Source organism: Streptomyces sp. NPDC043876, assembly GCF_056435825.1.
Map to the genome: position 1 here is coordinate 395,130 of NZ_JBWKDV010000001.1, position 25,344 is coordinate 420,473.

Consider the following 25,344-nt stretch of genomic DNA (forward strand, 5'->3'; position numbering starts at 1 on the left):
TACCCGGCCGGCTGCCCCCCGGCCGGGGGTTCCGGGGGTCCTCCCCGGGGGATGCATTCCGTGCCCCATTGTCCCGCACGCTTCCCGGTGCTTCGCGCCCGGTCCGCCATCCGGGCACGCGCACGGGCCCGTCCCTCCCGTACCCTCGACCTCATGTCGCTCTACGCCGCGTACGCCGGCAACCTCGACCCGCGGCTGATGACGCGCCGCGCTCCGCATTCCCCGCTGCGCGGAACGGGGTGGCTGAACGACTGGCGGCTGACCTTCGGCGGGGAACAGATGGGCTGGGAAGGCGCGCTCGCCACGATCGTGGAAGCACCCCGCCACCAGGTATTCGTCGCCCTGTACGACATCGCGCCGCCGGACGAGGAGTCCATGGACCGGTGGGAGGGCGTCGGTCTCGACATCTACCGCCGGATGCGCGTGCGGGTGCACACCCTGGACGGCGAGGAGGCCGCCTGGGTGTACGTCCTGAACGGCTACGAGGGCGGGCTGCCCTCCGCGCGGTACCTCGGAGAACTGGCGGACGCCGCCGAATCCGCGGGCGCGCCGCACGACTACGTGATGGAACTGCGCAAGCGGCCCTGCTGACCCCCGCCGCCGGGGCCAGGCGGCCCCGGCGGGACATTTGGTCGGAAACGACAAGGCAACGATCCGAACACCGTGAGCTGTGCCATCTACGCGCGTAGGGGCGGAGCGGTTACGCTCGTCCGCGTGAACGCATCTGTTACCGATCCCCACGCCGCCGCCGACGCCGCGGCCGCGCGTCTGCGTGAGCTCACCGGCGCCGAATCCCACGACGTCGCCCTCGTGATGGGCTCCGGCTGGGCGCCCGCCGCCGAGGCGCTCGGCGCTCCCGAGGCCGAGTTCCCGGTCACCGAACTCCCGGGCTTCCCCCCGCCCGCCGTCGAAGGACACGGCGGCAAGATCCGCTCGTACAAGATCGGCGACAAGCGCGCGCTGCTCTTCCTCGGCCGGACCCACTACTACGAGGGCCGCGGCGTCGCCGCCGTCGCGCACGGCGTCCGTACCGCCGTCGCCGCCGGCTGCAAGACCATCGTCCTCACCAACGGCTGCGGCGGCCTGCGCGCGGGCATGCGCCCCGGCCAGCCGGTCCTGATCAGCGACCACCTGAACCTGACGGCCACCTCGCCCATCATCGGCGCGAACTTCGTGGACCTGACGGACCTGTACTCGCCGCGCCTGCGCGCGATGTGCAAGGAGATCGACCCGTCGCTGGAAGAGGGCGTCTACGTCCAGTTCCCCGGCCCGCACTACGAGACCCCGGCCGAGATCAACATGATCCGCGTCATGGGCGCGGACCTGGTCGGCATGTCCACCGTGCTGGAGGCCATCGCGGCCCGCGAGGCCGGCGCCGAGGTCCTCGGGATCTCCCTGGTCACCAACCTGGCGGCGGGCCTGTCGGGCGAGCCGCTCAACCACGAAGAGGTCCTCCAGGCCGGCCGCGACTCGGCCGCCCGCATGGGCCAGCTGCTCACCCGGGTCCTCGCCAGGATCTGAGCCCATCCGAACCGGCGGTACGTGAGGTCACGAGAGGTAAGGCGGAAGCAGTGCAGGCGCAAGCAGTGCAGGAACAGGACGACCTGATCGCCCGGGCGCAGGCCTGGCTGGCGGAGGACCCCGACCCGGAGACCGCCGGGGAGCTGGCCCGGCTCATCGAGAAGCGGGACCTGGACGAGCTGGCGGACCGGTTCTCCGGCCTCCTCCAGTTCGGCACCGCCGGGCTCCGCGGCGAGCTGGGCGCGGGCCCGATGCGGATGAACCGCAACGTGGTCATCCGCGCCGCGGCGGGCCTCGCGGCCTACCTGTTGGCCCAGGGGCACGCGGGCGGCCTGGTGGTCGTCGGCTACGACGCGCGCTACAAGTCGGCGGACTTCGCCCGGGACACCGCGGCCGTGATGACCGGCGCCGGTCTGCGCGCGGCCGTCCTGCCCCGCCCGCTGCCGACGCCCGTCCTCGCCTTCGCCATACGGCACCTGGGCGCCGTCGCCGGCGTCGAGGTGACCGCGAGCCACAACCCTCCCCGGGACAACGGCTACAAGGTCTACCTCGGCGACGGCTCCCAGATCGTGTCCCCGGCGGACGCGGAGATCGCGGCGCGGATCGGCGCGATCGGCGCGCTGGCCGACGTACCGCGCCCGGAGAGCGGCTGGGAGGAGCTCGGTGACGAGGTCCTGGAGGCCTACCTGGCGCGTACGGACGCGGTCCTGACCCCCGGGTCCCCGCGGACCGTGCGGACCGTCTACACGGCCATGCACGGCGTCGGCAAGGACGTCGTGACGGCGGCCTTCGCCCGGCACGGCTTCCCGGCGCCGGTGCTCGTCGCCGAGCAGGCCGAGCCGGACCCGGCCTTCCCGACGGTGGCCTTCCCCAACCCGGAGGAGCCGGGGGCGATGGACCTGTCCTTCGCGACGGCCGCCCGGGTGAACCCGGACATCGTGATCGCGAACGACCCGGACGCGGACCGCTGCGCCGTCGCCGTCCCGGACGCCGCCTCGGCGTCGGGCTGGCGGATGCTGCGCGGCGACGAGGTCGGCGCGCTGCTGGCGGCGCACCTGGTGGCCAAGGGCGCGCGGGGCGTCTTCGCGGAGTCGATCGTCTCCTCCAGCCTGCTGGGCCGGATCGCGGAAGCGGCCGGCGTCGGCTACGAGGAGACCCTGACCGGCTTCAAGTGGATCTCCCGCGTCGAGGGCCTGCGCTACGGCTACGAGGAGGCGCTCGGCTACTGCGTGGACCCCGAGGGCGTCCGCGACAAGGACGGCGTGAGCGCCGCCCTGCTGGTCGCCGAGCTGGCGTCCGTCCTCAAGGAGGAGGGCCGCACCCTCACGGACCTGCTGGACGACCTGGCGCTGGCCCACGGCCTGCACGCCACCGACCAGCTGTCGGTCCGCGTCGAGGACCTCTCCGTCATCGCCTCGGCGATGGCGGCGCTGCGCGCCCGCCCGCCGGTCTCGCTGGCGGGCCTGCCGGTCGTCTCGGCGGAGGACCTGAACGAGGGCACGGCGTCGCTGCCGCCCACGGACGGCCTGCGCTACTACCTGGACGGCGCCTACAAGGCCCGGGTCATCGTCCGCCCTTCCGGCACGGAGCCCAAGCTCAAGTGCTACCTGGAGGTCGTCGTCCCGGTGGCGGACCCCGCCGACCTCACCCCGGCCCGCACCCGCGGCCAGGAGGTCCTGGACGCGATCAAGAAGGACCTGGCCGAGGCGGCGGGCATTTAGCCCTTCGACGCGGACACCTGACGGCCTCCTCGGCTCCCCGAGGGGGCCGTCGGCGTACGGGGGCCGTACGGGCGTCAGGCCGGGCGAGGAACCGGGTTGTCCGGGCTGTCGAGCCACGGCACGTGACGGCCCTCGGGAGTGACCGTCAGCCCGAACCGCTCCGGTCCGGGTCGGCCCGCACCGCTCCACCAGCCGTAGGCGGCCTCCACCGACTTCCACAAGCGCCGGGGGCCGTGTTCCCACACGGTGAAGCGGTTCGAGTTCTCCGGGTTCTTCCCGTCCCAGTCCACCGCCGCCCAGGACGTCGCATCAGTCGTGGCCAGCCACAGTCGTGAGGCAACGCCCTCGACGTCGGGGTCGTCGTGCCAGGTCCGCCAGAGGTCGCCGAGCTGGAGACCGACCGCGAACTGCGCCGCCCAGTCGTCCCCGGACACCGCCCACGGGGACAGTCGCGTGGACGACTCCGCCGGGACGTGCTCGTCGCGCAGCACGTCCCGGTAGATCCTCAGGTCCGTGCGCTGACCGCGCATCAGCATGAAGGCCGAGTGCGGAGAGAAGGAGCCCGAGGCGCCGCCGTAGCCGTCCACGGTCAACCGCACGAGCCCGTAGCAGAACCACGGTGACTCCCACGGCGCCAGGATCACGCCGCCCGGCCTGGTCTGTTCTCTCCATGCCGACGGGATCGATCGCACCGAGCACGTGGCGATCACCCGGTCGTACCGGCCGCCCTCCTCGTACCCGAAGGCACCGTCACCACAGATCACCCGCGGTTCCAGGCCCAGGTTCCCGAGGCGCACGGCAGCCTGAGCGGCCAGCTCCGGATCCACCTCGATCGTGGTGACGCGCTCCGGCGCGAGGCGGTGTGCGAGCAGGCCCGCGTTCCACCCCGTCCCGGTGCCGATCTCCAGGACGCTCTGCTCTGGGGTCACGTCCAGCATGTCGAGCATGCGGAAGACGATGGAGGGGGCCGAGGCGGAACAGGAAGCGAAGCGGTCCTCCGGTTCCGCGGGCTGCCCGTCGTTGACCTGCGTGACCACGGGCCTGTCCGCGTACGCATGGCGCAGCCAGACCTCCGGCGCCGTCCCCCGCGAGCACTCCGCCAAGTCACCGTCGAGCCAGACCGTCTCGGGCAGGAAGGCATGCCGGGGCACGGCCCAGAACGCGGCTTCCCAAGCAGGGGCCAGCGGGGCCCCGAGACTCTCGTTCACCGAGCCGAGCAGGCCGCGCATGGCGGCCCGCTCGGTCGCTCCGATCAATGGCATACCCGCGGCCTACTTTCCCTTGTGCTTCGGTTCCTGCTTCGGCTGCGCGGTGTCCGACGACGGCTTGGCCGTGCCGGGGTCCTTCTTCCCCGCGTGCTTGCCGTCGCCACCGCCGCCGCCCTTTCCTGTTCCCCAACCCATCGCAGTCTCCTCCGACTTGTTCTGATCCTTCAGGACGTTCACGAGGCGGGCCGCAGCGACCTGGCCGACACCGAGCGCCGCCCCGCACACCGCGGGCACTCGCACGGCGGGTACCGGCCCGGGTCCGACAGGACCACCACCGAGTCCCCCTCGCGCACCTCGACCACGCGCCCCCAGGTCCGACCCGAATCCCTGGACACCCGCACGGTCATCAGCACGCGTGGTTCGCGGTCACCCGAGCCCCGGATCACAGCCGCGTTCCCGACGCAGCGGCCACCGGACGGTGGAGACGCAGGCGATCGGCGCGCGTCTGGACGACGGCCGGCTGACCGTCTTCGTCCTCGACGAGATCGCCGATCCACGCACGCGGGCCACTCATGCGTCGGCCCGCGACTGTCTGAGTTCGCACCACAGCTCTCCCTGTCCACGGATGTGATGTCGAGTCCCGGTCCTACGACACCGATGGGCGAAATGAGCCGGGCATGCACCGATGCTCCATCGCACGTCAGAGCGTTGCTACCGCGTTTGCAGGACGTTTGGGACGTCTCGCCCTTACCGTTCGTTCCGTCCGCAACGGCCCACGGAGGCGAACTGTGAATCACGCACTGCGCCGTGCGATGGCAAATGCCAAGATGACCGAGAAGCAGCTCGCAGACGCTTGCGGCGTCGACGCGAAGACGATTGGCCGTTGGATCACCGAGTCGAGCCGCATCCCTCATGCCCGCCACCGATGGGCAGCCTGTGAAGCCTTAGGCGAGGAGGAAACTGCCTTGTGGCCCAACGCCATCCGATCGGCACTCACCACCGGCCCGGACAGAGAGATCGTCCAGGTCTACCCATATCGCTCATCCGCACCGGCGAGTCTCTGGCGATCCCTGGTGACAAAGGCCCGACGAGATCTCGTCTTCGCCGGGTACACCAACTACTTCCTGTGGCTGGAACAAGCCAACCTCGCGGGCGCCTTGCGCCGAAAGGCCCAGGACGGATGCAGGGTCAGGTTCCTGATCGGTGACCCGGACAGCCCCGTCACCGCGGCACGGGAAGCCGAGGAAGGCGTACCGCTCACGTTGTCCACCCGTATCGCCGTGACGCTGAACGAGCTGGAGCAGCTGCGCGATGTCAGCAACATCGAGGGCCGGTTCGAGACCGGCCACGTCAACCTGTCCGTCTTCCGGTTCGACAGCGAGATGATCGTCACGCCGATCCTGGCCCGCAGAGTCGGTCACGATTCGCCGATGATGCACCTACGACGTCGGCAGGCGGACGGGATGTTCGACCGGTTCGCCGCTCACGTCGAAGAGCTGTGGAGCAGAGGGCGTGACATCAGGGAGGGAACGCGAGATGGGCAGGCGTGACTACGAGGACGATCCCGACGCGCCCCGCGCGAACAGTCTGGTGCCCGCCGCGTCGGCGGTCGTGGTCGACGGCCAGGGGCGGGTGCTCTTGCAGCGCCGTACGGACAACGGCATGTGGGCCCTGCCCGGCGGCACGATGGAGCTCGGGGAGTCCCTCGCGGACTGCGCGGTCCGGGAGACGCTCGAAGAGACGGGCATGACGGTCGAGATCACCGGCATCGTCGGGACGTACACCGACCCCGGCCACGTCTTCGCGTACGACGACGGCGAGGTCCGACAGGAGTTCTCGATCTGCCTGCTCGCCCGCCCCACCGGGGGCACGCTCCGGACGTCCGACGAGTCGTTCGAGGTGGCGTGGTTCGCGCCGGACGCCACCGACGCCCTCCCCATGGTGCCCAGCATCCGCAAACGCATCACCGACTGGAGGGCCGGTCGGGGGCCCGTCGTCCGCTGAGGACGGGCGCCTCGGCTCCGCGCGGCCGGGGCGGCGCCCCCGCGCCGAGGCGCGCGAGCGGGGCGTCAGGAAGAGGCGGTCGGGGTGGGGGAAGGGGACTGGCGGACCACGTCGCCCAGGGTCGGGACGGATTCCGGGCGGGCGCGGACGGCGTCCGTGCACTCCCACGCGCGCGGCGGGTCCGCGTCCGGGCCGCCCAGGACCACCGGGCCCGAGGACAGGCCCACCGCTTCGGTGCCCACCAGGGTGCACACGATCTGCGACAGGGCGATCGGCGGCAGGTCCTCCGGCTTGCGGCTCAGGCGCAGCGCGCCCTTGGGGTCGCCCGGGCGCGGCGCGGCCGCCGAGAGGCCCTGGGGCACTCCGGTGCTGAACCCGGCGTCGGCCTCCTGCGCGGACGGCGCCCGTTCCAGCGTCTCCAGCAGGGCCTGCGCGACCAGGGCCGCCGGGTCGCGCGCCGTGCGCTTCTCCGGCAGCGGCACCAGCCGGTCCACGCCCACCAGCTGCGATCCGCACACCAGCTGCACGCTGGCCCGGAAGGACTGGCCCTCGGTGACCGACCCGGCGGCCGGCGTGTCGCAGGACACCCGCGAGGGCGCCGCCCCGACGTCGACCGGGACCGTCGTGGCCCGGATCCCGCAGCCGGCCGTGCCGGCCACCAGCCCCGCGACGGCCGCGCCGAGGAGCAGACCGTCCCGCAGCCGCGTCATCCGCTTCGTGCTCCTCATCCGCCCACACCTCCTCCCAGGTCCACCGGCAGCCGCAGCGTGAACACCGCGCCGCCGCCCTCGCCGTTGGCGGCGGTGATCTCACCGCCCTGGATGTGGGCGTTCTCCACCGCGATGGACAGGCCCAGTCCGCTGCCGTCCGAACGCGGCCGCGAGGCGCTCGCCTTGTAGAACCGGTCGAAGACGTGCGGCAGCACTTCCTCGGGGATCCCCGGCCCGTTGTCCTTGACCTCGATGACCAGCCACGACACGCCCTCCTCGCGGTCTTCGGACGGGTCGCTGACGCGCACCGAGACCCGGACCGGCGAGCCGCCGTGCTTGAGGGCGTTGCCGATCAGGTTCGCGAGGATCACGTCGAGGCGGCGCGGGTCGAGGCGCGCCACGATGCCGCGGTCCGCGTCCAGTTCCACCGCGTCCAGCCAGGCGCGCGCGTCGATGCAGGCCGTGACCTGGTCGGCGACGTCGACGTCGTCCAGCACCAGCCGGGCCGTTCCGGCGTCGAAGCGGGTGACCTCCATCAGGTTCTCGACCAGGTCGTTGAGCCGCCGCGTCTCGCTCACGACCAGCGCGACCGCCGGTGCGATCATCGGATCGAGGGTGTCGGTCTCCTCTTCGAGCACCTCGGCCACGGCCGTCAGCGCCGTCAGGGGCGTGCGCAGTTCGTGGGACATGTCGGCGACGAACCGCCGGCTCGACTCCTCCCGCGCGCTCATGTCGGCGACCTTCTTCTCCAGTGCCTCGGCGGTCTTGTTGAAGGTGTGCGCCAGATCGGCCAGTTCGTCGGTCCCTGACACCTCCAGCCGGGTGTCCAGCTCCCCCTCGCCGAGCTTGCGCGCCGCGTCCCCGAGCCGCTGCACGGGCTTGAGCACGGTGCGCGCCGCCGCCTGCGCGAGCAGCGCCGAGCCCAGCAGGGCGAGCCCGGTCGCGATGCACAGCGACCAGGCCAGCGCGTTCAGGTCGTCCCGCTCCTGGGCGAGCGACTTGTACATGTACCCCGTCGGCCCGCCGCCCACGATCCGCGTCCCGCCGACCAGGTAGGGGTTGCCGCGCGGCTTCGTGCGCTGCCAGTACATGTGGTACTCGGCGTTGTTGGCCGAGGTGGTCTTCTGCCGGTCGCCGACCGCCTGCTGGAGGGACTTCGGTACGTCGTCCAGCCCGAAGGACTCGGGGCCCGCGGTGCCGAACACCTTGCGCCCGTCCTTGCCCTCGCGCACCAGCAGCACGCTGTAGCCGGGGCTGCTGCCCGCCATCAGCTCGGCGGTGCGCTGGAGTTCCTCCTGCGAGGGGTCGGCCGGCAGCGCCGCCGCCCGGTTCTGCATCTCCTGCCGGAAGTCGCCCAGCGCCGCGTCCTGGGTGCGGGTGAGGACCGCCTCGCGGTTGAGCCAGTACGCGATGCCCGACGCCGAGACCGCGGCCGTCAGCGCGACGAGCGCGAAGACCAGGAGCAGCCGCAGCCGCAGGCTCGTCCAACGGCGGCCCGAGAGCAGCGGGCCCAGTGCCGTACGGATCACTGCGGAGAGTCCAGGCGGTAGCCGACGCCGCGCACGGTACGGATGAGCGTCGGCGAGGAAGGGATCTCCTCCACCTTGGCGCGCAGCCGCTGGACGCACGCGTCGACCAGCCGGGAGTCGCCGAGGTAGTCGTGCTCCCAGACCAGCCGCAGCAACTGCTGGCGCGAGAGGGCCTGGCCCGGTCGCCGGCTCAGCTCCAGGAGCAGCCGCAGCTCGGTCGGCGTGAGCTGGAGGTCCTCGCCGTTCTTGGTCACCGTCATCGCGGCGCGGTCGATGACCAGCGACCCGAAGACCGCCGAATCGGTCGCCTCGCGCTCGCCGCGGCGCAGCACGGCCCGGATCCGGGCGTCGAGCACCCGGCCCTGGACGGGTTTGACGACGTAGTCGTCGGCCCCCGACTCCAGGCCGACGACGACATCGATGTCGTCGTTGCGCGCGGTCAGCAGAATGATCGGCAGCTGGTCGGTGCGCCGGATCCGGCGGCACACCTCGAAACCGTCGATCCCGGGCAGCATCACGTCCAGCACGATCAGGTCCGGCCGCTGCTCGCGCAGCAGTTTCAGGCCGTCCTCACCCGTCGCCGCGGTGGCCACACGGTGGCCCTGGCGTGACAGGGAGAGTTCGAGGGCCGTGCGGATGGCGTCGTCGTCCTCGATCAGCAACAGGAAAGGCACGGGCTCATTCTGTCCCATCGGCCGTCGGGCGTACGACCGTCGTGCGGCGAACTCCCGCCGCGGCCCGTCCACAGGCGCCTGTGACAGGCCTGTGACAGTCGAAGGACACCCCGGTTATCTGCCCGGGGCAGTCTTCTACCAACGCACGGAAGAAGAACCTTCGGAGAACCGAAGCAGACACACTCCACGACGGGGGGCGCGAGATGAACACGCTGTACGGCACCACGACCAGCGCGGTTGTCACGCGGCTGCACGATGTGAACCGACGGGCGGGTGTCCGTCAGGTCAGCGTCGCCCGGCAGCGGCCGGCACACACGGCAGCCATCGACGCACAGCAGTACGCCGCCCCCGCCGCGGCTCCCGCGGCCGTCACCGCACCGTCCGCGTCGGCGGAAGCCGAGTTCACGGCGTACGTCCAGCAGCGCCGGGCCTCGCTCTACGCGACGGCCTTCCACCTCACCGGTGACCGCCACGAGGCGGAGGACCTGCTCCAGAGCGCGCTGTTCTCCACCTACCGCGCCTGGGACCGGATCAGCGACAAGGCGGCCGTCGGCGGCTACCTGCGCCGCACCATGACGAACCTGCACATCAGCGCCTGGCGCCGGCGGAAGCTGAACGAATACCCGACCGAGGAGCTGCCGGAGACGGCCTCCGACACGGACGCGATGCGCGGCACCGAGCTGCGCGCGGTCCTGTGGCAGGCCCTGACCCGCCTTCCGGAGCCGCAGCGCACGATGCTGGTGCTGCGCTACTACGAGGGCCGCACGGACCCGGAGATCGCCGAGATCCTGGACATCAGCGTCGGCACGGTCAAGTCGAGCATCTGGCGCTCCCTGCGCCGCCTGCGCGAGGACCAGGCCCTGAGCTTCGGCGCGGACGAGGCGGAGTCCTTCAAGGAGCTGGTGGCGTAACGCCACGGAGACCACACGGCCGGGGGGACCGTCCTACGGGGGTGGGACGGCGGCCACGGAGGGGGAACGAGCGGGATCAGGCGGCCGGGGGTCCGCTTGATCCCGCTCGTTTTTGCGTGCGTGCGTTTTGCGTGCGTGCGGGGCGTGCCCGCCCCGAGGATGCGGCGCGGCCGGATCAGGCCGGGGCGCCGCTGCGCGTCGTACGGTGGCGCCCGGCCGCGGCGGCCGCCAGCCGGCCCAGGGCCTCGTCCCGGGCACAGGCGTGCGCGCCCAGCGCGGTGTGCCGCGCCACGATCCCGCGCTCGGCCCGCATCAGCCGCCAGCCCCTGCGCAGCAGGAACGGCACCGACTTGCGGCCCTCGCGCAGATCGCGCGCGAGGCGGCGCCGGAAGGTGGTCGCCGGGCGCCCGCGCAGGCAGATCGCGTCGGCCAGCAGCCCCAGCTCCTGGCACCGCGCCACGATGTCCGCCGCGAAGATGCCCTCCGCGATGAACAGCGGGGTGCGCGCGATGTCCAGGGTCTCGGACCCGGTCCGCGAGCTGGTGGCGATGTCGTAGACCGGCACGTCGGTCCGGCCGCCCGCGCACAGGGCGGCGACGGCCTCGACGGCCGCGTCCGCGTCCCAGGACAGCGGGGAGTCCCAGTCGATGTCGGAGCTGCCCTCCACCAGCGGCAGGCTCGGGTCGTCGCCCTCTTTGTAGAAGTCGTCGAGGCGCAGCACGGGCAGCCCGGAGCGCGCGGCCAGCGAAGATTTTCCGGAGCCCGACGGACCGGTCAGCAGGACGACTCGGGTCGGGGAGGGAGAGGAACAGCTCACGGGACACCAGTGTGAACCATTAACCCGCGCAGGGGGTCCTCCCGGTGGCCGGTTGGTATCCAGGATCACACCTCAACTACGCTGCGTGCGCACACGACTACGACCGCAGACGCAACCACAGGTGGAACTCCATGGCACGTCACGCAGCCCCCTCGTCGGTCCTGCGCACCGCAGGCCTCACCCTGACCATGGCCGGTGCGGCCCTCACCCTGGCCACGGGCGGGGCCCAGGCGGGCGAGCTGGACGTACCGGCCGCGCTGGCCGGGGTCACCAACCCGATCGCGAACCTCCAGGTCAACCCACTGGCCAACACCGGCGTGGACCCGCTGAACAACGGCGTCGGCACGAAGGTCGCCGACTTCCCGGCGGTCGGCACGACCATGGTCACCGACAGCGTGACCAAGGGCGCCAAGGTCGGCGAACTCCCCGCCGCGGCGGCCTCCTCGCTGCTCGGGCCGCTGCTCCCGGGCGCGGTGAAGTAGGGGCGCGGAAGCGGGCGGGCCGCCGGGAGCGGGTACGGGAAGGCCCCGACAGCACGGGGGTCGCTGTCGGGGCCGGTCAGGGGGGCGGGTCCGGCTAGTACGCCGACCCGGAGGCGCCCAGGGAGCCCGTGGGGTGCCAGACCGTCTTGGTCTCCAGGAACGCCGTCATCCGCTTCGTTCCCGGGTCGGCGGTCCAGTCGTCGGCGGACGACCGGCGCAGCACGCGCTTGAGGTTGTCCGCCGCCGCGATCTCCAGCTCCTTGGCGAGCGCCTCGTCCGCGCCGGCCAGGTCGATCGCGTTGACGTCCTGGTGCGCGGCCAGGTGCGGGCCCATCTCGGCGGCCTTGCCGGACAGGATGTTGACCACGCCGCCCGGCAGGTCGGAGGTGGCGAGCACCTCCCCGAGCGAGAGGGCCGGGAGCGGGGACGTCTCGCTCGCGATGACGACGGCCGTGTTGCCCGTGGCGATCACCGGGGCGATCACCGAGACCAGGCCCAGGAAGGACGAGTCCTGCGGGGCCACGACCGTGACCACACCGGTGGGCTCGGGCGTCGAGAGGTTGAAGAACGGCCCCGCGACCGGGTTGGCCCCGCCCACGAGCTGCGCGATCTTGTCGGTCCAGCCCGCGTACCAGACCCAGCGGTCGATGGCCGCGTCCACGACGGCGGCCGCCTTGGACTTGGACAGCCCCTCGGCCTCGCCGACCTCGCGGACGAACTGGTCCCTGCGGCCCTCCAGCATCTCGGCGACGCGGTAGAGGATCTGGCCGCGGTTGTACGCGGTCGCGCCCGACCAGCCGCCGAAGGCCTTGCGGGCGGCGACGACCGCGTCGCGGGCGTCCTTGCGGGAGGACAGCGGTGCGTTGGCCAGCCACGTGCCCTTGCTGTCGGTCACCTCGTACACCCGGCCGCTCTCGGAGCGGGGGAACTTCCCCCCGACGTACAGCTTGTAGGTCTTGAAGACGCTCAGACGCCCGGCGGCGGAGCCGCCCTTGTCGGTACTGCGCTGCTGGTCAGACATCGAGGTAGCCCTCCAGGCCGTGGCGGCCGCCTTCGCGCCCGAAGCCCGACTCCTTGTAGCCGCCGAAGGGCGAGGTCGGGTCGAACTTGTTGAACGTGTTGGCCCAGACGACGCCCGCGCGGAGCTTGTTGGCGACCGCGAGGATGCGGGAGCCCTTCTCCGTCCAGATGCCGGCGGAGAGGCCGTACTGGCTGTTGTTCGCCTTGGCGACGGCCTCGTCCGGGGTACGGAACGACAGCACGGACAGCACCGGTCCGAAGATCTCGTCGCGGGCCACGGTGTGCGCCTGGGTGACGTTGGTGAAGAGCGTCGGGGCGAACCAGTAACCGGCGGACGGCAGCTCGCACGCCGGGGACCAGCGCTCGGCGCCCTCGGCCTCGCCGGTCTCGGCGAGCGCGGTGATCCGGGCCAGCTGGGCCGCGGAGTTGATCGCGCCGATGTCGGTGTTCTTGTCCAGCGGGTCGCCGAGGCGCAGCGTGGACAGGCGGCGCTTGAGCGAGTCGAGCAGCTCGTCGTGGATCGACTCCTGGACCAGCAGGCGCGAGCCCGCGCAGCAGACCTGGCCCTGGTTGAAGAAGATGCCGGTGACGATGCCCTCGACGGCCTGGTCGATGGGGGCGTCGTCGAAGACGATGTTGGCGCCCTTGCCGCCCAGCTCCAGGGTGACCTTCTTGTCCGTACCGGCGACCGAGCGCGCGATGGCCTTGCCGACGGCGGTGGAGCCGGTGAAGGCGACCTTGTTCACGTCCGGGTGCTCGACGAGGGCCGCGCCCGCGTCGCCGTAGCCGGTGAGGATGTTGACGACGCCCTTGGGCAGGCCCGCCTGGCGGCAGATGTCTGCGAAGAACAGCGCCGAGAGGGGGGTGGTCTCGGCCGGCTTCAGCACCACCGTGTTGCCGGTGGCGAGCGCCGGGGCGATCTTCCACGCCAGCATCAGGAGGGGGAAGTTCCAGGGGATGACCTGGCCGGCCACGCCGAGGGGGCGCGGGTTGGCGCCGTAGCCCGCGTGGTCGAGCTTGTCGGCCCAGCCCGCGTAGTAGAAGAAGTGCGCCGCGACCAGCGGGAGGTCCGCGTCGCGGGTCTCCTTGATCGGCTTGCCGTTGTCCAGGGTCTCCAGGACGGCCAGCTCGCGGCTGCGCTCCTGGATGATCCGGGCGATCCGGAAGAGGTACTTGGCGCGCTCGGAACCGGGCAGCGCGGACCACTTCTCGAAGGCCTTGCGGGCGGCCTTCACGGCGCGGTCGACGTCGGCGGCGCCCGCCTGGGCGACCTCCGCGAGGACTTCCTCGGAGGACGGCGAGACGGTCTTGAAGACCTTGCCGTCGGCGGCCTCGGTGAACTCTCCGTCGATGAAGAGCCCGTAGGACGGGGCGATGTCGACGACCGAGCGGGACTCGGGGGCCGGGGCGTACTCGAAAAGGGAAGGCTTGTTCATGATGGTCTCAGTCCACCGTCACGTAGTCGGGACCGGAGTATCGCCCGGTGCTCAGCTTCTGGCGCTGCATGAGCAGGTCGTTCAGCAGGCTGGAGGCGCCGAAGCGGAACCACTCGTTGGACAGCCAGTCCTCGCCCACGGTCTCGTTGACCAGGACCAGGAACTTGAGCGCGTCCTTGGTCGTGCGGATGCCGCCCGCGGGCTTCACGCCGATCTGCACGCCCGTCTGCGCGCGGAAGTCGCGGACGGCCTCCAGCATCAGCAGGGTGTTGGCGGGAGTGGCGTTCACCCCCACCTTGCCGGTGGAGGTCTTGATGAAGTCGGCGCCGGCCATCATGCCGATCCAGGAGGCGCGGCGGATGTTGTCGTACGTCGACAGCTCGCCGGTCTCGAAGATGACCTTGAGGCGGGCGGCGGTGCCGTCGGGGCGCACGCACGCTTCCTTGACGGCCTTGATCAGCTCGAAGGTGTCGAGGTAGCGGCCCGCGAGGAAGGCGCCACGGTCGATGACCATGTCGATCTCGTCCGCACCCGCCGCCACGGCGTCACGCGTGTCCGCGAGCTTGACCGGCAGGGCGGCGCGGCCGGCGGGGAACGCCGTCGCCACGGAGGCCACCTTGATGCCGGTCCCGGCCAGGGCCTCGTGCGCGATGCCGGCCATGTCGGGATAGACGCAGATGGCCGCCGTGCGCGGGGTCGTCCGGTCGGTCGGGTCGGGGTTCGCGCCCTTGGCGCAGAGCGCCCGGACCTTGCCCGGGGTGTCCGCGCCCTCGAGCGTGGTCAGGTCGATCATCGAGATGGCCAGGTCGATGGCGAACGCCTTGGCCGTCGTCTTGATCGAACGGGTGCCGAGGGCGGCGGCGCGCGCTTCCAGGCCGACGGCGTCTACGCCGGGCAGCCCGTGCAGGAAGCGGCGCAGCGCGCTGTCGGACGTCGTCACGTCAGCGAATGCGGGGAGTGTGGTGGGCATGGTCACCAGATGAGCATATCTACGCGCGTAGCGGCCTGTCACCCCCCTGGGCTGAAATCGCCCGAAACTCCACCGCTGTCGCACACGGGTCCGCTGTGACACCTTGGTGACAGGAAGCAGATGATCCACACGCACAAGATCCGTAGGTTTCTCTTCAGCAGCCCGCCACACCTGACCCGGTGGAAGACACACCGAACAGACTCAACGAGGCATGCGACTCTCCTCCATCCGCTTCACCATGCTTCAGGAGTCGTTATGCGTTCCGCCCTCGCCCTCCGCACCTCCCTCGTCACCGCCGCCGTCGCGGGGACCCTGCTCGCACCGGCCGCCACCTCGGCGTTCGCGGCCGCTACCGCGCCGCAGGTCGCGGCATCGGCGGTGTCGGCGGCGGGCACGGCGTCGGACGACTCCCGCTACGAGGGCAAGCCGGTCTACATAGGCCAGGGCCTGGTCGCGGTGCTGCGCAACGGGGCCGAGGGTCCGGAGGCCTGGATCCGCTTCGTCGGCGCGGGCTGGAAGCCGGGCGACACCTACATGGTCCGCGTGGTGGAGAAGCTGGACCGCACCCACCTCCGCGCCACGGTGGACGTCCTCCAGCTGAAGCTGACGCACGCGGACCAGGCCGTCCCGGTGCTCACGGTCACGGAGAACGGCACCACGGCCTCCTACCCGCTGCCGAAGGGCAAGGCCGTCCCGGCCGAGCCCACCGAGCCGTGCGTCTCCGAGGTCAAGCAGGTCCAGCTCGGCGGCTACCACTTCGCCGACCTGACGATGTCCCCCCAGGGCCCGAAGGCCTACGTGCACGTCACCGACCCGCAGGCGGACCCGTGGTCGGTCACGCTGACCCGCACCAGCCCGACCGGAACCCGCGCGTACTACCTCCACATCGCGAACCCGAGCGGTGCCGCGCCGGTCCTGGAGTGGAAGACCCAGGGCGGCGACTCCCCCGTCCTCAAGAGCTCCTTCCCCGCGCTCCCCAAGGGCTGCAAGGCCGCGTACGAGGTCCACGACGACGCCGCGCCGAAGCCCGCCCCGGCCACCACCCCGGCCGCGACCCCGAAGCCCGTCACCCCCGCGAACATCTCCCCCCAGACCAAGGGCCAGACCACCGTGGTTCCGCAGGGTGCGGTCGCGGCGGGCGCCGAGATCCCGGTCGCGACGGTCGCGGACACCGGCGACACCGCCACCCTGGCGGCGGGTGCCGGTCTCCTCGCGCTCTTCGCCGCGCTCGGCACGGTCGCCCTGCGCCGCCGCCGCAGCCAGGGCTGACGCGGCCTCCCCGCCCCACACCCTCCTTCGGCGGGCCACCTTCGTGGTGGCCCGCCGGTCCCCGTCCTGGAGTTCCCCGATGTCCCGTGCCGCCCGCCGCACCGCCACGCTGCTCGCGCCGCTCGCCCTGGCCGTCCTCACCGGCTGTACGGGTGCCGCCCCGACCGCCGCCCCGGCGGTGACCCAGCCCCCGCACGTGGCCGCGGCCACCGCTCCCCCCGCCCCGGGGCCGGCCGCCGCGACCGCCGCGCCGATGGCCGCCTCCGAGCCCGTACGGATCCGCGTGCCGGCGGCCGGGGTCGACACCTCCCCGGTGCTGAAGCTCGGGCTGGCCGCCGACGGCACCGTCGAGGTGCCGTCCGTGGCCGACGGGAACAAGATCGGCTGGTACACCAAGGGCGTCACCCCCGGCGAGACCGGTCCCGCCGTGCTGATCGGCCACTTCGACACCGCGCGGGGCCCGGCCGTGCTCAAGGACGTCGCGAAGGTCCACACCGGCGACGAGATCACGGTTGACCGCGCGGACGGCACCACCGCGGTCTTCCGGGTGCGCGCACTGGAGCAGGTGGACAAGAAGACCTTCCCCACCGCGAAGGTCTACGGGAACACCGCGCGCCCGGAGCTGCGCCTGATCACCTGCGGCGGCGAACTCACCGCGGGCCACCGCCCGGACAACATCATCTTGTACGCGGATCTGGTGGGTTGAGGTGGTGGGGAGCGGCTTCGCCGCGAGGGGGCTGGGTTTCGCGCTTCGGGGTCGGGGTGGTTCCGGGGGCTGCCCGTCAGTTCCACTGTCTTCCCGCGCCGGGGCGTCCCGTCAAGAGCGCTCCCTGCGGTCGCGTCGCTGCGCGATGGCCTGCGGCCACTCTTGACATGCCACCCCGTCCCGGAAAGCCAAGAACTGTCGGGCCGCCCCCGGGGGGAGGCATGGGGGAGGGTGCCCGCTGCCTGGCGGTCCGCGCCCGGCCGCAGGCCGAGTGGGGCCGATGCCCCGCCCTTCGGGCGACAAGAGCGCCCCTAATCGCTACGCGCTCCTCCGAGAGAGGCGTCTGCGGATTGTTTTGGGCTGGTGAGGGGCGCGGCGGGACTCAAAGCTCGGCCAGACGAGAGTTCACGAGGGTCAAGCAGCCGTCGACGCTCAACAGCCGCTCAATGCGTCCCTTTTGTAATGCTTTGATCTCGACTTTTGGGGCGGCCGGGCACCAGACCCGGACCAACACCCATCTGACCGAAGTCTCAGCCCCACGCAGCTCGCAGACGCTTCTCTCGGGGGAGCGCGTAGCGATTAGTGGTGTTCTTTCCGCCCGAAGGGCGGGGCATCAGGCCCACTCGGCCTTCGGCCGGGCGACGGGCCTCAGGCAATGGGCAGCCTCCCCCCTGCCTCCCCCGGGGGCGGCCCGACAGTTCTTGGCTTTCCGGGGTGGGCTGGGCGGTCAAGGGTGGCCGCAGGCCATCGCGCAGCGACGCGACGAAGGAGCGCCCTTGAGGGCACGGCCCACCCCGGAGAGACAGTTGAACTGACGGGCAGCCCCCGGAACCAACCCGACCCCGAAGCTCGAAACCTACCCACGAGCGGCGAAGCCGCTCCTCGGCGCAGCCGGGCCGGGACACCCGCGCCGAACCGCCGTGCGGCAGAATCAGGGGCATGACGAGCCCCGTGCCCCCCGCTGCCGACGAGCCGGTCTACGACGACCGGGTCTACCGCTCCCCCATGGCCATGGTCACCGGGGTGCTGCTGCTGGCGCTGATCGCCTGGCTGTGCGGGGACGCCCTGTTCCAGGGGTCCGGGTCGGCGCGGTGGATCGCCGGGGCCGTGCTGGTGTGCGGGGTGCCGCTGATCGTCGCGTTCACGCTGCGGCCCGCGGTCTTCGCGAACGACAACCGGATGCGCGTACGGAACCCCTTCCGCACCATCGAGCTGCCCTGGGCTGCCGTGGACGCGGTGCGCGCCGGTTACTCGGCGGAGGCGCTGGCCGAGGGGACCAAGTACCAGCTGTGGTCGATCCCGGTCTCGCTGCGCGAGCGGAAGAAGGCCAACCGCCGGGCCGGGCGCGCCGCCGGTGCGGACGCGGCGGCCGCGAAGGATCCGGTTCAGGCCGGGGCGGACAAAGCCGTGAGCGAGCTGTCGGAGCTGGCCGAGCGCGGGACCTCCCGGGCCGGGGCGCAGGGCAGCGTGACGGTGCGCTGGTCGTACGAGATCATCGCGCCGGCGGTGATCGGAGCGGTCGCTCTGATCGTGCTCCTCGCCACACGCTGAACCGGCCGGAACCGCGGCTACCGTCTGTCGCGTCTTCGCAGCTGTGCAGCGTCATGAAGCCGGCGGCAGCGCCGCCATTCAACTCCGGCTCCGGCTCGTGGGCAGCGGTCTGCTGGCCGCCCACCTCCTGCTCGTCGCCTGGGTGACCCTGCGACCCCTGGACGTGCCATGGGCCGCCTCCGCCAATCTGACCCTCTTCGAGGGGATCAGAGCCGACCTGGCCTACGGGCCGCTGGAGGCGGCGCGCCGGATCGGGTCCTCGCTGGTGCTGCTCGCGCCGCTCGGGGTGCTCTTCCCCCTGGTCAGCGGCCGCCTGGCGCCGTCGCCGCTGGCGGCGTGGGCCTCGCTGAGCCGGACCGTCGCCGCGGGTGCGCTGATTTCCGTCAGCATCGGGATGCTCCAGACGGCGGTGCCGGGGCGGGTGGTCGACGTCGACGCGGTGCTGCTGAACGTGGCGGGCGTGGTGCTGGCGCACCTGGCCGTCGTACCGGCCCTGCGCGCGCGGCTGCGGCGCTCGGTGCGGCGGGTCGCCTCGCGGCCCGCGTCCCCGGTCTCGCCGTCCCCGGTCTCGTCCCCCGCTTCTTCTCCGGCCGCCTCTCCGGTGCGTTCTCAGGGGCCGACCCCGAGAGTTGCCAGGGTCGGTATCGGCCCGTGGACCGAGGTGCTGTCGGCGATTCCCCGGGAGTATTGAGGCATCGCGAGAAAGCGATCCCTACGAAGGAGAAACCATGAGCGCCCTTGCCCGCCCCCGTGACGGACGATGGATCGGCGGAGTCTGTGCCGGTCTGGCGCGACGCTTCGGTATGTCCGCGAACACGATGCGTCTCATATTCGCCGTCTCCTGCCTCCTGCCGGGCCCGCAGTTCCTGATCTACCTGGCCCTGTGGGTGGTCCTGCCGAACGACAGGACCGGCGCCGCCGGAACCGGTTCCTGGTAGCGCCGCCTTCGGCCGCCGACGGCCGGCTCAGCGCATCGTCTGCTTGATCTTCTGGACCTGCTTGTCCGTGAGGTCGTGCGGCACTTCCGTCCCGCGCCGGGCGTCCGCGACGTTGAGCGCCATCAGCCGCACGATCGTCGAACCCTGGCGTACGAGGACCAGGTGGACGTGGGCCGAAACGCCCTGGGCGGCCGCGACGACCGTCCAGCTGACGCTGTCGTCGCCCCCGGTCCTGTACGGAACGGCCTTGACCTGGCGGTAGCTGCCGGTCTGCTTCTCGACGGTGGCGTTGAATCCCCCGCCGCAGGCGGCGACGGCCGTCTTCAGCCGGGCCATGAGCCGCTTCGCGTCGCTCTCGCCGTAGGCGCTGAGCGTGTCCGAGATGGCGAGGCCCATCTGGGTCTGGGACCCGACGCCCCGGTTCACGATCTCCCGCGCGGCCGGGTCCGGCTTGTCGCCCATGACGTCGGCGAGGGGCTGGCAGGGCTTCTTGTCGGCCTGCGGCTGGCCGTCGGGGGCGTTGGGGTTCTTGCCCTGGGCGGAGATCTGGTAGCCGACGAGGTCGCCCTGTTCCAGGGCGGACTTCTCCAGCACGGTGCCGGTGCGCGGCGCGGCGGAGGCGCCCGCGGAGGCTCCCGCGGTGGCGCCTGCCGAACCGGGCGCGCCGGCGGCCCGCGTGGCCGCGGAGCCCTTCGGGTCCGGGGTCCCGTCCGCTGCCGGGCCGCCCGCGGAGGTGCAGCCGGCGGCGGCCAGGAGTAAGGGTGCCAGCGATGCGACCGCGGCCGCTCGTGCCTTCATGCGCATGTCCTCGACCTCGTACCCGGTGCGGCGGTGAGCAGTTCGGGGTGATCGTGGCACAGGCGGCGGCGGGGCGCCCACCCCCTCGAAGGGGTGTGCGCCCCGCGTGTGTACGCGCGAATCCCTGTGCGATGTGCGGACCCGCCCTGCGGCGGGGTCAGCCGCCGAGGCCGCCGGGGAGGTTGCTGGTCGGCAGGCCGCCGAGCAGGCCGGTGACGGGCTTGAGGGCCTCCGCCGGGTCGCTCGACTGGCTCTGGCCCTCCTCGCCGGCGGCGACCTTCTGCTGGCTGGTGATGCCCTGGGCGGCGGCGGTCACGGTGCCGAGCGCGTCGGTGACACCGATCGCGGGCACGGCGGCGGAGGCGGTACCGGCGGCGGCCGCGGCGAAGGCGGCACCGATGACGGCGACACCGAGAGTCTTGGCTGACTTCTTCATGAAGAGTCCTTGCGACGGGGAATTGAGCGGCTCCGCAAACTAGTCACTTCAAACCCCCTCCCGCAAACATCCGTAAATATGAGAAAGCACCCGGGAATTGCTCCTCCCGGGCGCTTTCAGTACGTCAAGCCATGGCCTATGCCGAGACGGAACCGCTGGTGGAAGCGGTCTGCTGGAACAGCCACTCCGACTTCAGCTCCGCATAGCCCGGCTTGATCACGTCGTTGATCATGGCCAGCCGTTCATCGAAAGGAATGAACGCGGACTTCATCGCATTGACCGTGAACCACTGCATGTCGTCGAGCGAGTACCCGAAGGTGTCGACCAGGTGCTCGAACTCCCGGCTCATACTGGTCCCGCTCATCAGCCGGTTGTCGGTGTTGACCGTGAGCCGGAAGTGGAGCTTGCGCAGCAGGCCGATGGGGTGCTCGGCGTAGGAGAGCGCCGCACCCGTCTGCAGGTTCGACGTCGGGCACATCTCCAGGGGGATGCGCTTGTCCCGGACGTACGAGGCCAGGCGGCCCAGCGTGACCGAGCCGTCGGCGGCGACCTCGATGTCGTCGATGATCTTCACGCCGTGACCCAGGCGGTCCGCGCCGCACCACTGCAGGGCCTGCCAGATCGACGGCAGGCCGAAGGCCTCGCCCGCGTGGATGGTGAAGTGGTTGTTCTCGCGCTTGAGGTACTCGAAGGCGTCGAGGTGGCGGGTGGGAGGGAACCCGGCCTCGGCGCCGGCGATGTCGAAGCCGACGACGCCCTTGTCGCGGTAGCGGTTCGCCAGCTCGGCGATCTCCAGCGCGCGGGCCGCGTGGCGCATCGCGGTGAGCAGGGCGCCGATGCGGATGCGGTTGCCGTTGGTCCGCGCGCGGCGCTCGCCCTCGCGGAAGCCCTCGTTGACCGCCTCGACGACCTCTTCGAGGGTCAGGCCGGCTTCGAGGTGCTGCTCGGGGGCGTACCGGATCTCGGCGTACACGACGCCGTCCTCGGCCAGGTCCTGGGCGCACTCGGAGGCGACCCGGAAGAGGGCCTCCTTCGTCTGCATGACGGCGCAGGTGTGCGCGAACGTCTCCAGGTAGCGCGGCAGGGAGCCGGAATCGGCCGCTTCCCGGAACCAGACGCCCAGCTTGGCGGCGTCGGTCTCGGGGAGGTTCTCGTAACCGGCCTTGTCCGCCAGCTCGATGATGGTCCCGGGGCGCAGGCCACCGTCGAGGTGGTCGTGGAGCAGCACCTTCGGGGAGCGGCGGATCTGATCCGGGGTGGGCAGGTTGGGGGTCTCGCTCGTCATCTGGGCACTCTAGCTCCTACGCGCGTAGAGCGCGGGACAGGCCGACGGGGTCGATACGTAACAGTGACCGTGCGGACGGGTGGCGTACACCCGACGGTCTGAGAATGTTCCGCCATGGCACAGCATGCGCCGCCGGCGCGCGGGGCCCGCCTGGGGCGGGCGGCCGGCGCGAACGGGCCGGGCTCGACAGTCAATGGTGTGGCGCTCCTGCTTCCCGGGGCGTCCTGGTTCTCCTCCGGCCCGGTGCGGCCGCTCGCGCGGGCGCTGGCCCGGGCGGGCGGGGCCGAGGGGCTGGTCACGCACACCGTCCGGCACGGCGCGGACGGGCGGGAGGAGGCCGCGCGGTGGGCCGTGGAGGAGGCGTTACGCCGCTACGGCGACGTGCCGGTGTGCCTGGTCGGCTACGACGCGGGCGGCCGGGCGGCGCTGGCGGCGGCCGGGCACGAGGCCGTCACCTGCGTGGTGGCGCTGGCGCCGCGGCTGCCGGAGGCGGACGCGGGCGGGGCGCCCGAACCGGTGAAGCAGCTGTCGGGGCGGCACGTCCTGATCGTGCACGGCACCGATGACGCGCGCTGTGATCCGGAGGCGTCGTTCCGGCTGGCGGCGCGGGCGAAGAAGGCGAACCGGGCCACCTGCCGGTTCGAGGTGCACTCGGACGGGCACGGGCTGCGGGAGCACCGGGCGGAAGTGGTGGCGCTGGGCGTGGACTTCGTCCTCGGGACGGTGGGGGCGGGGCGGTATGCGCGGCCGGTGGTGGATGCGCTTGCGGCTCCGCCGCCTTTGGGGTTGCGCATGCCGTTGGGTTCCGGCTTCGGGCGGGGGTAGGGGCGGGGCGTCTCGTCCCGGACCCGGAGGTTCCCTCTGCCCTGTGCGGGACGGCCTCCGGGTGGGTGCGGGTTCGTTGCGGGGCTCCGCCCCGGGCCCCGCGCCTCAAACGCCGGCGGGGCTGATTTTGCTGGGCGGGGCTGATGTGGCTGGGCGTCAGTTCAGGAGGGTGGTGGCTTGGGTGAGGGTGGTGGTGAGGGCTTGGGCGGTGGGGGCTGTGGCCAGGATGTAGGGGCGGGGGGTGGACAGGTGGATGCGGATGACGCCCGGGACGGCGCGGGCGGCGGCCAGGGCGGTGGGGCGGGGCGGGGCCGGGGGGACGTCGACGTAGCGCACCCCCGCGTGGGCCGCGCGGGGGTGCAGGGGCGGCGGCGGGAGGGCCAGGGCCGCGGCGACCGCGAGGGCGAGGACGTCGATGCCGGTGGCGAGCCGGAGCAGGTCGGGTTCCATGACGCCGGGGCGGGCGTGGGCCTCCACCAGGCGCGGGCCGCGGGGCGTGAGGATGACCTCCGTGTGGGAGGGGCCGTCGCGGTGCCCGGCCAGGTCGAGGAGCCGGCGCACGTAGGCCCGTACGGACGCGGCCGGCCGGGGTGCGAGCGGCACCGGGAACTGGTGGCCCGCGGTGGTGAGCCGGGGGCCGGGGAAGCGGCGGGTCCAGCCGAGGATGCGGTGGCGGCCGCCGCGCGAGAGGGCTTCGACGGTGAGTTCGGGGCCTTCGAGGAGCTCCTCCACGAGCAGGTCGGTGATCTCGGGGTAGAAGCGGGAGGCGGCCCGCGCGTCCGCGGGGCCGGTGAGTTCGCGCACGCCCTCGCCGTCGGCGCCCGCCCGTGGTTTGACCACGCACGGGTAGCCGATGAGATCGGCGATGAAGGGGAGCAGGGCGGCGCGTCCGCAGCGGGCGAAGGAGACGGGGTGGCCGGGGTGCAGGACGGTGTTGGTACGGGCGCGCAGGGCGGCCTTGTCCATGAGGGCGGTGACGGCGTCGCTGGAGGTGCCGGGCAGGCCCAGGGCCTCGTTGGCGCGGGCGGCGGCGAGGGAGCCGGCCGCGTCGAACCCGAAGACGGCGGCCCGCCGGTCGCGGACCGCCGCCAGCCGGGCGAGGTCCGCGGTCAGGGAGCGGTGGTCGCGCCAGTCCGTCCGTACCGGCCGTTCCGCCCCCTCACGGACGGACGGTACGGACGCGGCCGGCGCGACCACCACGGGACGCGCGCCCGCCCGGCGGGCGGCGGCGACCACGGCGGGGCGCGGGCTCAGCAGGAGGGCGACGGGTCTGGGGCTTTCGCTGTGCACCGTGTCCACCCCCGGGTCCTGCTCGCGCCGCCGGCCGGAGGGCCGGGGCCGTGGGTTCAGCCTGCCGGTTCGGCATATGCCGCGGGGCCGCTGCCAGGCCTCGTCTTGGCGCCCTGCGAGAACCCGAGGGGTTTACAACCCCTTCGTTTCCGGGACGAATACGCATATGCCTGCCGATGACGATGCGGATGGCCTGAGTCCGGCCGCCCGGCGCCTGTACGCCTACGCCGTCGAGCGGCACGCCTTCGGCGCGGCCGAGGCCTCCGCGGCCCTGGGCGTGCGGGCGGCCGCCGCGGTCACGGAGCTGGTGGCCGCCCGGCTGCTGCAGCCCGATCCGGCGGGGCCCGGCGAGGACGGCGCGCCCCGCTGGAGCGTGGTGTCGCCGCGGGCGGCGGTGGCGCGGGCGCTGGCCCCGCTGGCGCTGCGGGTGCGCGAGACGCACGACGAGATGGACCGGGTGCGCCGGCGGCTGGACGCGCTGGTGCCGGAGTACGAGGCGGGGATCGCCCGGCGGGACCTGGGCGGGCCGGCCCCGCTGGAGCTGGTGACGGACCTGGGCGCCGTACGGGGGCTGATCGGGGAGCTGGTCGCGTCCTGCGAGCGGGAGGTGCTGACCTCGCAGCCCGGCGGCGGGCGCCCGGCCGAGGCGCTGGAGGAGGCGATCGGGCGGGACGAATCGGTGCTGGCGCGCGGCGTGCGGATGCGGACGCTCTACCAGCACACGGCGCGCTACTCCCGGCCGACCGCGGCATACGTCGACCGGGTGACGGCGCGCGGGGCGCAGGTCCGCACCCTCGGTGACGGGCTGATGCGGATGATCGTGATCGACGGGCGTACGGCGCTGATGGCGGTCCCGGACGCGGCGGGGGCGGCACTGCTCGTGCGCGAACCGGCGGTCGTGCACTTCATGCGGGAGGCGTTCGAGCGGGCGTGGGTGCAGGCGGAGCCCTTCGCGTCGAGCGTCGGGCCGGACCAGGCGCGGCTGCTGTCGGACCAACTGCGCCGGATGATCGTGCGGATGCTGGCGGAGGGGCTGGAGGACAAGGTGATCGCACGGCGCCTGGGCATGTCGGAGCGGACGTGCCAGCGGCACATCGCGGAGGTCATGCGGGCGGTGGGGGCGAAGTCCCGGTTCCACGCGGGGTACCTGCTGGCCACCGCGGGCGCGGAGGAAGCGGGGGCGGACGGGGCCGAGGCGGACGGGGCGGAAGGGGCGGAAGGGGAGACCGCCGGCGGGGCGTAG

General features: G+C 72.4%; 27 protein-coding genes. 14 read left to right on the top strand and 13 right to left on the bottom strand.

Features of this window, described 5'->3' with window-relative positions; all coding sequences use genetic code 11:
* The first annotated feature begins 153 nt into the window (after positions 1-153).
* The 3 genes from AC0693_RS01975 (at position 154) to AC0693_RS01985 (ending at position 3,242) form a co-directional block, all read left to right on the top strand.
* Positions 154-591, top strand: a complete 438-nt coding sequence (locus AC0693_RS01975) for a gamma-glutamylcyclotransferase family protein (protein WP_356404206.1) — start codon at positions 154-156, stop codon at positions 589-591.
* A 123-nt stretch (positions 592-714) separates the two neighbouring features.
* Positions 715-1,521 (top strand): purine-nucleoside phosphorylase, encoded by an 807-nt coding sequence (locus tag AC0693_RS01980; RefSeq protein WP_356404204.1) that lies wholly within the window; start codon positions 715-717, stop codon positions 1,519-1,521.
* 65 nt (positions 1,522-1,586) lie between these two features.
* Positions 1,587-3,242 carry a phospho-sugar mutase gene (locus AC0693_RS01985; RefSeq protein ID WP_478800986.1) on the top strand — a complete coding sequence of 552 codons (1,656 nt, stop codon included), beginning with the start codon at positions 1,587-1,589 and terminating at the stop codon, positions 3,240-3,242.
* Between the two features lie 74 nt (positions 3,243-3,316).
* Here the strand turns inward: AC0693_RS01985 and AC0693_RS01990 are convergent, their stop codons facing one another.
* Together AC0693_RS01990 and AC0693_RS01995 are read right to left on the bottom strand one after the other, a co-directional pair.
* Positions 3,317-4,504, bottom strand: coding sequence for a methyltransferase domain-containing protein (locus AC0693_RS01990; RefSeq protein WP_478800749.1), 1,188 nt, complete (start codon positions 4,502-4,504; stop codon positions 3,317-3,319).
* Between the two features lie 9 nt (positions 4,505-4,513).
* Positions 4,514-4,750 (bottom strand): hypothetical protein, encoded by a 237-nt coding sequence (locus tag AC0693_RS01995; RefSeq protein WP_478743267.1) that lies wholly within the window; start codon positions 4,748-4,750, stop codon positions 4,514-4,516.
* A gap of 488 nt (positions 4,751-5,238) precedes the next feature.
* On the opposite strand from AC0693_RS01995, the gene AC0693_RS02000 reads away from it, so the two are divergent.
* Together AC0693_RS02000 and AC0693_RS02005 are read left to right on the top strand one after the other, a co-directional pair.
* Positions 5,239-6,000, top strand: a complete 762-nt coding sequence (locus AC0693_RS02000) for an XRE family transcriptional regulator (RefSeq protein WP_356404197.1) — start codon at positions 5,239-5,241, stop codon at positions 5,998-6,000.
* On the top strand, positions 5,987-6,454 hold the full coding sequence (locus tag AC0693_RS02005) for an NUDIX domain-containing protein (protein ID WP_356404195.1): 468 nt from the start codon (positions 5,987-5,989) through the stop codon (positions 6,452-6,454). The genes AC0693_RS02000 and AC0693_RS02005 overlap by 14 nt, the downstream gene beginning before the upstream one ends.
* Positions 6,455-6,519: 65 nt before the next feature.
* On the opposite strand, the gene AC0693_RS02010 is transcribed toward AC0693_RS02005, so the two are convergent.
* Genes AC0693_RS02010 through afsQ1 form a run of 3 tightly spaced genes read right to left on the bottom strand, consistent with a single transcriptional unit; the run spans position 6,520 to position 9,367 of the window.
* Positions 6,520-7,182 carry a hypothetical protein gene (locus AC0693_RS02010; RefSeq protein WP_478800750.1) on the bottom strand — a complete coding sequence of 221 codons (663 nt, stop codon included), beginning with the start codon at positions 7,180-7,182 and terminating at the stop codon, positions 6,520-6,522.
* Positions 7,179-8,792, bottom strand: coding sequence for a sensor histidine kinase (locus AC0693_RS02015; RefSeq protein ID WP_478800751.1), 1,614 nt, complete (start codon positions 8,790-8,792; stop codon positions 7,179-7,181). The genes AC0693_RS02010 and AC0693_RS02015 overlap by 4 nt, the downstream gene beginning before the upstream one ends.
* Positions 8,690-9,367 (bottom strand): two-component system response regulator AfsQ1, encoded by a 678-nt coding sequence (afsQ1, locus tag AC0693_RS02020; RefSeq protein ID WP_283460500.1) that lies wholly within the window; start codon positions 9,365-9,367, stop codon positions 8,690-8,692. Before afsQ1 ends, AC0693_RS02015 begins: the two co-directional genes overlap by 103 nt.
* 203 nt (positions 9,368-9,570) lie before the next feature.
* On the opposite strand from afsQ1, the gene AC0693_RS02025 reads away from it, so the two are divergent.
* Positions 9,571-10,278: a SigE family RNA polymerase sigma factor gene (locus AC0693_RS02025; protein ID WP_469338806.1), complete on the top strand. Its 708-nt coding sequence runs from the start codon at positions 9,571-9,573 to the stop codon at positions 10,276-10,278.
* Positions 10,279-10,453: 175 nt separating this feature from the next.
* On the opposite strand, the gene AC0693_RS02030 is transcribed toward AC0693_RS02025, so the two are convergent.
* A complete protein-coding gene (locus AC0693_RS02030) occupies positions 10,454-11,161 on the bottom strand; it encodes a uridine kinase family protein (protein WP_468463111.1) in 708 nt (235 codons plus the stop codon).
* 65 nt (positions 11,162-11,226) lie between these two features.
* Between AC0693_RS02030 and AC0693_RS02035 the strand changes: the two genes are divergently transcribed.
* Positions 11,227-11,577: a hypothetical protein gene (locus AC0693_RS02035; protein ID WP_356404187.1), complete on the top strand. Its 351-nt coding sequence runs from the start codon at positions 11,227-11,229 to the stop codon at positions 11,575-11,577.
* Positions 11,578-11,671: 94 nt separating this feature from the next.
* On the opposite strand, the gene AC0693_RS02040 is transcribed toward AC0693_RS02035, so the two are convergent.
* The 3 genes from AC0693_RS02040 to deoC are packed head-to-tail and all read right to left on the bottom strand — an operon-like array spanning position 11,672 to position 15,003.
* The gene (locus tag AC0693_RS02040) at positions 11,672-12,598 is read right to left on the bottom strand and encodes an aldehyde dehydrogenase family protein (protein WP_469319928.1); all 927 of its coding nucleotides are present in this window, start codon (positions 12,596-12,598) and stop codon (positions 11,672-11,674) included.
* Entirely contained in the window at positions 12,591-14,033 is a 1,443-nt protein-coding gene (locus AC0693_RS02045; RefSeq protein ID WP_356404183.1) for an aldehyde dehydrogenase family protein, read from the bottom strand. The genes AC0693_RS02040 and AC0693_RS02045 overlap by 8 nt, the downstream gene beginning before the upstream one ends.
* Positions 14,034-14,040: 7 nt before the next feature.
* The gene (deoC, locus tag AC0693_RS02050) at positions 14,041-15,003 is read right to left on the bottom strand and encodes a deoxyribose-phosphate aldolase (protein WP_356404417.1); all 963 of its coding nucleotides are present in this window, start codon (positions 15,001-15,003) and stop codon (positions 14,041-14,043) included.
* A 255-nt stretch (positions 15,004-15,258) separates the two neighbouring features.
* Between deoC and AC0693_RS02055 the strand changes: the two genes are divergently transcribed.
* The 5 genes from AC0693_RS02055 (at position 15,259) to AC0693_RS02075 (ending at position 19,467) form a co-directional block, all read left to right on the top strand.
* On the top strand, positions 15,259-16,272 hold the full coding sequence (locus AC0693_RS02055; RefSeq protein ID WP_478800752.1) for a hypothetical protein: 1,014 nt from the start codon (positions 15,259-15,261) through the stop codon (positions 16,270-16,272).
* Between the two features lie 79 nt (positions 16,273-16,351).
* Complete coding sequence (locus tag AC0693_RS02060; protein ID WP_478800753.1) at positions 16,352-16,978, top strand: class F sortase; 627 nt, start codon at positions 16,352-16,354, stop codon at positions 16,976-16,978.
* Positions 16,979-17,917: 939 nt separating this feature from the next.
* Positions 17,918-18,529 (top strand): PH domain-containing protein, encoded by a 612-nt coding sequence (locus AC0693_RS02065; RefSeq protein ID WP_469338816.1) that lies wholly within the window; start codon positions 17,918-17,920, stop codon positions 18,527-18,529.
* Positions 18,530-18,572: 43 nt separating this feature from the next.
* Positions 18,573-19,220, top strand: coding sequence for a VanZ family protein (locus AC0693_RS02070; RefSeq protein WP_478800754.1), 648 nt, complete (start codon positions 18,573-18,575; stop codon positions 19,218-19,220).
* Positions 19,221-19,257: 37 nt separating this feature from the next.
* Complete coding sequence (locus AC0693_RS02075; protein WP_356404175.1) at positions 19,258-19,467, top strand: PspC domain-containing protein; 210 nt, start codon at positions 19,258-19,260, stop codon at positions 19,465-19,467.
* Positions 19,468-19,494: 27 nt separating this feature from the next.
* On the opposite strand, the gene AC0693_RS02080 is transcribed toward AC0693_RS02075, so the two are convergent.
* The 3 genes from AC0693_RS02080 to AC0693_RS02090 form a co-directional block, all read right to left on the bottom strand.
* Positions 19,495-20,265, bottom strand: a complete 771-nt coding sequence (locus AC0693_RS02080; RefSeq protein ID WP_356404173.1) for a hypothetical protein — start codon at positions 20,263-20,265, stop codon at positions 19,495-19,497.
* A 157-nt stretch (positions 20,266-20,422) separates the two neighbouring features.
* Positions 20,423-20,701: a hypothetical protein gene (locus AC0693_RS02085; protein ID WP_356404171.1), complete on the bottom strand. Its 279-nt coding sequence runs from the start codon at positions 20,699-20,701 to the stop codon at positions 20,423-20,425.
* A gap of 136 nt (positions 20,702-20,837) precedes the next feature.
* Positions 20,838-21,986, bottom strand: coding sequence for an adenosine deaminase (locus AC0693_RS02090; protein WP_356404169.1), 1,149 nt, complete (start codon positions 21,984-21,986; stop codon positions 20,838-20,840).
* 114 nt (positions 21,987-22,100) lie between these two features.
* Here AC0693_RS02090 and AC0693_RS02095 point away from each other — a divergent pair, with 114 nt between their 5' ends.
* Complete coding sequence (locus AC0693_RS02095; RefSeq protein ID WP_356404167.1) at positions 22,101-22,811, top strand: prolyl oligopeptidase family serine peptidase; 711 nt, start codon at positions 22,101-22,103, stop codon at positions 22,809-22,811.
* Between the two features lie 156 nt (positions 22,812-22,967).
* Here AC0693_RS02095 and AC0693_RS02100 read toward each other — a convergent pair whose 3' ends face one another.
* Positions 22,968-24,110: an ATP-grasp domain-containing protein gene (locus AC0693_RS02100; protein ID WP_469319933.1), complete on the bottom strand. Its 1,143-nt coding sequence runs from the start codon at positions 24,108-24,110 to the stop codon at positions 22,968-22,970.
* A 157-nt stretch (positions 24,111-24,267) separates the two neighbouring features.
* On the opposite strand from AC0693_RS02100, the gene AC0693_RS02105 reads away from it, so the two are divergent.
* Positions 24,268-25,344: a LuxR C-terminal-related transcriptional regulator gene (locus AC0693_RS02105; RefSeq protein WP_478800755.1), complete on the top strand. Its 1,077-nt coding sequence runs from the start codon at positions 24,268-24,270 to the stop codon at positions 25,342-25,344.